The 7,307-nt window shown below is 71.2% G+C and carries 5 protein-coding genes; 1 reads left to right on the top strand and 4 read right to left on the bottom strand.

Going from position 1 to position 7,307, the window contains the following annotated elements; all coding sequences use genetic code 11:
* The first annotated feature begins 530 nt into the window (after nucleotides 1–530).
* A complete protein-coding gene (locus ACZ67Q_RS20940; protein WP_471184146.1) occupies nucleotides 531–2,285 on the top strand; it encodes an NAD+ synthase in 1,755 nt (584 codons plus the stop codon).
* Between the two features lie 37 nt (nucleotides 2,286–2,322).
* Here ACZ67Q_RS20940 and ACZ67Q_RS20935 read toward each other — a convergent pair whose 3' ends face one another.
* From ACZ67Q_RS20935 to ACZ67Q_RS20920, 4 genes are all read right to left on the bottom strand, one after another.
* The gene (locus ACZ67Q_RS20935; protein WP_471184144.1) at nucleotides 2,323–3,531 is read right to left on the bottom strand and encodes an MFS transporter; all 1,209 of its coding nucleotides are present in this window, start codon (nucleotides 3,529–3,531) and stop codon (nucleotides 2,323–2,325) included.
* Nucleotides 3,532–3,656: 125 nt separating this feature from the next.
* Nucleotides 3,657–4,709, bottom strand: a complete 1,053-nt coding sequence (locus tag ACZ67Q_RS20930) for an endonuclease/exonuclease/phosphatase family protein (RefSeq protein ID WP_471184141.1) — start codon at nucleotides 4,707–4,709, stop codon at nucleotides 3,657–3,659.
* 178 nt (nucleotides 4,710–4,887) lie between these two features.
* Nucleotides 4,888–5,508 (bottom strand): TetR/AcrR family transcriptional regulator, encoded by a 621-nt coding sequence (locus ACZ67Q_RS20925; protein ID WP_471184139.1) that lies wholly within the window; start codon nucleotides 5,506–5,508, stop codon nucleotides 4,888–4,890.
* Nucleotides 5,509–5,566: 58 nt separating this feature from the next.
* Nucleotides 5,567–7,156: an MFS transporter gene (locus ACZ67Q_RS20920; protein ID WP_471184137.1), complete on the bottom strand. Its 1,590-nt coding sequence runs from the start codon at nucleotides 7,154–7,156 to the stop codon at nucleotides 5,567–5,569.
* Between the last annotated feature and the right edge of the window lie 151 nt (nucleotides 7,157–7,307).

Here is a 7,307-nt window from a genome sequence, read left to right as displayed (position 1 = left end):
GCCCGGTCGTGTTGCGGCTGCGGGTGCGTGGGGGCTGGTCGTCTTTGCCTGCGGCGCCCGGTCGTGTTGCGGCTGCGGGTGCGTGGGGGCTGGTCGTCTTTGCCTGCGGCGCCCGGTCGTGTTGCGGCTGCGGGTGCGTGGGGGCTGGTCGCGCCGTTCCCCGCGCCCCTTTTTGCCTGCGGCGGCCCGTTTCCGTCCGGTGGACGGTTGCGGTCGTGCCTACGGCCGGTTTCCACGGCGGGGCCGGGGTGGGGGGTGTCCGTCCTCGGTCCGGCCGCCCCTTCCCTGATACGGCGCCCTGTGCCGGTGCCGGACGCTGCGGGCGGACACCCCCCACCCCGTCCCCTCACCGCCGTACGCGGGTGCACCAACGCCATGGCTGGCGGCGGGTGCCGCGACGCCGTGGCGCGGGTTGCCGTCCCGCGCAGCTGCGACGGGTGCAGCAGTCGACGCCGGGAAATGCCGGGCTCGTGGGGCCTGCTGAGGCCGTCCGGAGGACATTGCGTCTAGGTGACGATTAGACTGGGCGTGTGCCTCAACTTCGTCTCGCTTTGAATCAGATCGACTCGCGCGTCGGCGACCTCGCCGGGAACACCGAGACGATCGTCCGCTGGGCCCGGCACTCCGCCGAGCAGGGGGCGCATCTCGCGGTCTTCCCGGAAATGGCGCTGACCGGCTACCCCGTCGAGGACCTGGCGCTCAGGTCCTCGTTCGTGGAGGCGTCCCGTACCGCGCTGCGCACGCTCGCCGCCCGGCTCGCCGAGGAGGGGCTCGGCGAGCTGCCCACCCTCGTCGGCTACCTCGACCGCTGCGAGACCGCACAGCCGAAGTACGGTCAGCCGGCCGGTGCGCCGCAGAACGCCGCCGCGGTGCTCCACCGGGGAGACGTGGTGCTCACCTTCGCCAAGCACCACCTGCCGAACTACGGCGTCTTCGACGAGTTCCGCTATTTCGTGCCCGGCGACTCGATGCCCGTGCTGCGGCTGCACGGCGTCGACATCGCCCTCGCCATCTGTGAGGACCTGTGGCAGGACGGGGGGCGCGTGCCGGCGGCGCGTTCCGCCAGGGCGGGGCTGCTCGTCTCCGTCAACGCCTCGCCGTACGAGCGCAACAAGGACGACACCCGGCTCCAGCTGGTCCGCAAGCGGGCGCAGGAGGCCGGCTGCACCACCGCCTATCTCGCCATGATCGGCGGGCAGGACGAGCTGGTGTTCGACGGCGACTCGATCGTCGTGGACCGTGACGGGGAGGTCGTCGCGCGGGCGCCGCAGTTCTCCGAAGGGTGCGTGGTGCTCGATCTGGAGCTGCCCGCCGCCGATCCGCAGGCTCCCGTGGGGGTGGTCGACGACGGTTTGCGGATCGACCGGGTCGTGTTGTCGCAGGAGCCGGTTGCCGCGTATGCGCCTGAGCACGGCGGTGCTTACGCCGAGCGGCTCGACGACGAGGAGGAGGTCTACTCCGCCCTCGTCGTGGGGCTGCGGGCGTATGTGCGGAAGAACGGGTTTCGGTCCGTGCTCATCGGGTTGTCCGGGGGCATCGACTCGGCGCTCGTCGCGGCCATCGCCTGTGACGCCGTGGGGGCCGAGAACGTCTACGGCGTGGCCATGCCGTCGAAGTACTCGTCGGAGCACTCCCGGGCGGACGCCGCCGAGCTGGCGCGGCGGACCGGGCTGAACTTCCGTACCGTGTCGATCGCGCCCATGTTCGACGCCTATATGGCGGCGGCCGAGCTGACCGGGCTCGCGGAGGAGAACCTGCAGTCCCGGCTGCGCGGGACGCTGCTCATGGCGCTGTCCAACCAGGAGGGGCACATCGTCCTCGCGCCGGGCAACAAGTCCGAACTGGCGGTCGGGTATTCGACGCTGTACGGCGACTCGGTGGGGGCGTACGGGCCCATCAAGGACGTCTACAAGACGTGGATCTGGCGGCTCGCCGAGTGGCGCAACCGGGCCGCCGAGGCCCGGGGGCAGACACCGCCCATTCCGGAGAACTCCATCACCAAGCCGCCGAGCGCCGAGCTGCGGCCGGGGCAGGTGGACACGGACTCGCTGCCGGACTATCCGGTGCTGGACGCCATTCTCGAGCTGTACGTGGACCGGGATCTGGGGGCCGACGCCATCGTGGCAGCGGGGTACGACCCCGAGCTGGTGGCCCGGACGCTGCGGATGGTCGACACCGCCGAGTACAAGCGGCGGCAGTATCCGCCGGGGACGAAGATCTCGCCGAAGGGGTTCGGGAAGGACCGGCGGCTGCCCATCACGAATGGGTGGCGGGAGTCCGTCTGAGACGGTCGGGGGCGCCTCCGGGCGCCCCCCTTCGTCGTCAGTGGTGCAGGGTGGGCGCCTCGTGCGGGACGTGGGTCGCCACGACGCGGCCCTCGTGCGGGGACCTGCGGTCCACCGCGTAGGCGACCGCCGCCACGCCCACGCCGAGCACCGCCAGCAGGGCGCCGGCCAGGGCCGGGGACGTCGTGCCGAAGCCGGCGGCCAGGGCCAGGCCGCCGATCCACGCGCCGCCCGCGTTGGCCAGGTTGAACGCCGCCTGGTTGGCCGAGGAGGCCAGGGACGGGGCCGCCTGCGCCTTCTCCATCACCATCAGCTGCAGCGGGGAGCCCGTGATGAACGCGGCCGTGCCCAGGAGGGCGACGGCGAGCGCCGCGGTGATCTGCGTGTGCATGAGGAGCGGGAACAGGGCGAGGACCGCGGCCAGGGACACCAGGCCGCCGAAGAGGGTGCCGCGCATCGAGTGGTCCGCCAGGCGGCCGCCCAGCAGGTTGCCGATCGTCGCTCCCACGCCGAACAGCGCCAGCAGGACGGTCACGCTCGCGTCGGCGTAACCGGCGGCGTCGGTGAGCATCGGCGTGATGTAGCTGTAGGCCGCGAACAGCGCGCCGAAGCCGGCGACCGTCGTGCCGAGGGCCAGCCAGACCGGCACCGAGCGCAGTGCGGCCAGTTCGCCGCGCAGGCCCGTGGCGGACGCGTGCGTGTGGTCGTGCGGGATCAGCGCGGCCAGGGACGCGATCGCGGCCAGGCCGATCACGCTGACACCGAGGAACGCGGCCCGCCAGCCGAGGTGCTGGCCGACCAGCGTGGCCACCGGGACGCCCGCGATGTTGGCGACCGTCAGGCCGAGGAACATCAGCGAGACCGAGCGGGCCTTGCGTTCCGGCGTCACCATGGTGGTCGCCACCACGGCTCCCACGCCGAAGAAGGCGCCGTGCGGGAGGCCGCTGAGGAAGCGGGCCGCCAGCAGGGTGGCGTCGGTGGGGGCGAACGCGGAGAGCGCGTTGCCCACGACGAACAGGACCATCAGGGCGATCAGCACCGTACGGCGGGGCATGCGCGCGGTGAGCGCCGCGAGCAGCGGAGCGCCGATGACGACACCCAGGGCGTACGCCGAGACCAGGTGGCCGGCGGCGGGGATCGAGATGTGCAGGTCGTCCGCGACGTCGGGCAGCAGCCCCATCATCACGAACTCGGTCGTACCGATGCCGAAGGCGCCCACGGCGAGGGCGAGCAGGGCCAGGGGCATGAAGTACCTTTCGAGACTTTGGGGACGGTCGGAAACTCTCTATGTTTCCGCTCGGAACAAAGTCTCTCAGGCGGAGTGTTCCGCCAGGTGGCGCCGAGGTTACGGCTCTGCTGCGACCTGCGGTTTTACGAGTCCGGTGTGGTCACCTTCACACGGGCCGCGACCGGGAGATGGTCGCTGGCCGTGGCCGGCAGGGTCCAGGAGCGCTCCGGCTCGACGCCCTTGACCATGATCTGGTCGATCCGGGCCATCGGGAACGACGACGGCCAGCTGAAGCCGAAGCCGTCACCGGCCGCGCCCTGCGTGGAGCGCATCTGGGAGGTGACCGCGTTCAGGGCGCGGTCGTTCATGGTGCCGTTGAGGTCGCCGAGCAGGATCACCCGGGACAGCTTCTCCTCGGCGATGGCCTCGCCGAGGGCGTCGGCGCTCTTGTCGCGCTGCCGTGCCGTGAAGCCCGCGGCCGCCTTGACCCGCACCGACGGCAGGTGGGCGACGTACACCGCGACCGGGCCCTCGGGGGTGGCGACCGTGGCGCGCATCGCCCGCTTCCAGCCCAGCCGGATGTCCACGGCCTCGACGTCGGACATCGGGTACTTGCTCCACAGGCCCACCGTGCCCACGACCGCGTGGTGCGGATAGGTGGCCGCCAGCGCCTGTTCGTACGTGGGGACCGCGGACGCCTTGATCTCCTCCAGCGCGACCATGTCCGCGCCGGACGCGGCGACCTTGCGGGCGGTGCCCGAGGGATCGGGGTTGTCGGCGTTGACGTTGTGGGTGGCCACCATCAGGTCGCCGCCGCTGCCGCTCTTGTCACTGAGCAGTCCGCCGAACAGGTTCAGCCACACGATCGCGGGCAGCACCACCGCGATCAGGGCGGTCGCCGAGCGGCGGACCAGGGCGCCCAGGACGAGGAACGGGATCAGCACGCCCAGCCAGGGCAGAAACGTCTCGGTGAGGCTGCCCAGGTTGCCGAAGGTGTTGGGGATGCGGGAGTGGATCAGCATCACCAGCGCGAGGGCCACCGCGACCGCCGCGAGGAGCAGACCGCGCCGCCAGATGCGTGCGTCGCCGCGCCATGAGCGCAGCCAGCGGGCCGCCACGCGCCGGATCCGGGTTCCCGGGCGCTGGTCTCCCGCGCCACCGTCGGCCGTCTCCGTCACGTATGCCTGCTGCGCCATACCGTCGCCTCACTACCTGCCGTGCACACCGTCGTCCCCCGCGCCCTTACGACCCTAGGGGATGATCGGCTCTGTCCCTGCCGTCTCGCGACGGCCGTACGGGCACGAGGACGAATGGGGTGGCGCGCGAAGTTCCGCTTGCGCCCCCGGGCACGGGGGTTGTGACGAAACCTGCACATTACGGCCGTGAACTGACGGGGCGTAGTCCTTCCATGACCGTGTCGACGATTCTCTCCGCCAGGCCCTCGGGCAGGTCGGCCTCGGGGCGCAGCAGGGTGCGGATGAGGATGGGGCCGACGAACATGTCGTTGGCCAGTTCGAGGTCCACGTCGGCGCGGATCTCGCCGTCCTCGCGGCCACGGCGCAGCACCTCCAGGCCGAGGTTGCGCCGGGGCACGATGACGTTGGCGTGATAGGCCGCCCAGATACGGGGGCTGGACTTCATCTGGACATGTGCGTTGTGCAGCAGGGCCGAGGACCGGCTGGCCAGGGCGCGCTGCCGCAGCGACTCCAGCAGGGCGATCAGGTCGTCGCGCATCGAGGTGCCGGGCAGCACCGGGTCCGGCGGTTCGGCGGCCCGGATGACGTCGACGAACAGTTCCTCCTTGCCGCTCCAGCGACGGTAGATGGTGGTCTTGCCGACGCCCGCGGTGCGCGCGATGCGCTCGATGGACAACTCGGCCAGCGGCACGCCGTCCTCCAGGAGTTTCATCGCCCCCTCGAGAATGGCGCGCTCCACGGCCTCGCTGCGAGGCCGGCCCCGGACCGGGGCCTCGCTGCGGCTGTCGGCAAGACTCACGTCGTCTCGTCCCTTCGTCCGTTTCTGGCCTGCGGGAATTCTCCCTCGCCGGAGCGGCCTACTCCGCGGCCGCGACCAATTCCGGCTCCTCCTTGCCGCGCTGACCCTCCGTCGGGCGGCCCGGCAGGAACAGCGCCACGACGACCGCGCCGACGACGGCCACACCGGCACCCCACAGGGCGGTGACGTGCATGGCGTGCAGGAAGGCGTCGTTGGCCGGGCCGACCAGGCCCTTGCCTCGCGGGCCGAGCTTGGCGGCGACGCCGAGGGTGGCCTCGATGGACTCGCCCGCGATGTCGCGCAGGCCGGCGGGCAGCGCGCCGAGCTTGTCCTCGATGCCGTTGCGGTAGGCCGTGGAGAGCACCGAACCGAGGACGGCGATGCCGAGGGCGCCGCCGACCTGGCGGAAGGTGTTGCTGAGCGCGGACGCCGAGCCGGCCTTCTCGCGGGGCAGGGCCTGCATGATGACGACGCTGACCGGGGTCATGATGTGCGCCATGCCGGTGCCCATCAGGAAGAAGATCACTTCCAGCAGCCAGATCGGGGTGTCGGCCTCGAGCGTCGCGAACGCCGCCAGCATCGCGGCGATCACCAGCATGCCGGCGGTGGTGGTGGCCCTGTTGCCGAAGCGGTCGACGAGCAGCCGGGCGCGCGGCGCGAAGATCATCTGGGCGGCGGCCAGCGGCAGCATCAGCAGGCCGGTCTGCAGCGGGGTGTAGCCGCGCACGCTCTGGGTGTAGAAGACGGAGAAGAAGGTCACGCCCATCAGCGCGAAGAAGACCAGCGCTATGGCGCCGATGGCGGCGGAGAACACCTTGTTCTTGAAGTAGGTGACGTCGATGGACGGGTGGTCGCTGCGCTTTTCGAACACGACGAACGCGGCGAGGACCAGCACGCCGGCCGCTATGGTCGCGAGCACCGTGGTGTCGGTGAAGTCGGCGAGCTGGCCGCCCTTGATGATGCCGTAGACCAGCAGGACCAGGCCGACGACGGACAGGACGACGCCCACGGGGTCGAGGTGCCCCGGGTTCGGGTCGCGGGAGTCGGGCACCAGCCACAGCATCAGCGCCAGGGCGAGGAGCACGATGGGCACGTTGACCAGGAAGACCGAGCCCCACCAGAAGTGGGCGAGCAGGAGGCCGCCGGTGATCGGGCCGATGGCGATGGCGAGGCCGACGCCGCCCGCCCAGATGCCGATTGCCTTCGGCTGCTCCTCGCGCTCGAAGACGTTCATCAGCACGGCGAGGGTGGCGGGCATGACGAAGGCCGCGCCGAGGCCCATCACCGCGCGGAACGCGATGAGCTGCGCCGGGGAGCCGGACTCGGCGGCCAGCGCCGAGCCGATGCCGAACACCGCGAGACCGCCGAGCAGCACCTTCTTGCGGCCGAGGCGGTCGCCGAGCAGGCCGGCGGTGAACAGCAGGCCGGCGAAGACGAGGGTGTAGGCGTTGATCGCCCACTCCAGCTCGCTCTGCGTGGCGCCGAGGCCCGTCGGGGCCGGGGTGGAGATCGTCTTGATCGCGACGTTCAGGATCGAGTTGTCCAGGACGACGATCAGCAGGCTGAGCATCAGGACCCCGAGGATCGCCCAGCGGCGCCGGTGCACGGCTTCGGGTATCCGGGGGGCGGAGACGGCGGGAGTGGTCATGGGGACGAGCGTAGCCATTTTCGATACGGCACCGTGTCGTATCGAAATGTTTTTACCGGGTTCTTACGTCGGGTGCGCCTGTGGGAAGGGACTCCCCGGCGCGTGACAGGGTCCATGGCGGGGCCCCCTGGCTCTGACTGGCACGAGGTGC

This window comes from Streptomyces sp. NPDC036813, from assembly GCF_055609245.1.
This window is presented reverse-complemented; position numbering and strand designations above follow the sequence as displayed.

What these genes read in the sequence shown, in the direction of transcription:
- ACZ67Q_RS20935 (WP_471184144.1), bottom strand. Translation starts at nt 3,531, where the DNA reads ATGCCCCTGGCCCTGCTCGCCCTCGCCGTGGGCGCCTTCGGCATCGGT.
- ACZ67Q_RS20930 (WP_471184141.1), bottom strand. Translation starts at nt 4,709, where the DNA reads ATGGCGCAGCAGGCATACGTGACGGAGACGGCCGACGGTGGCGCGGGA.
- ACZ67Q_RS20920 (WP_471184137.1), bottom strand. Translation starts at nt 7,156, where the DNA reads ATGACCACTCCCGCCGTCTCCGCCCCCCGGATACCCGAAGCCGTGCAC.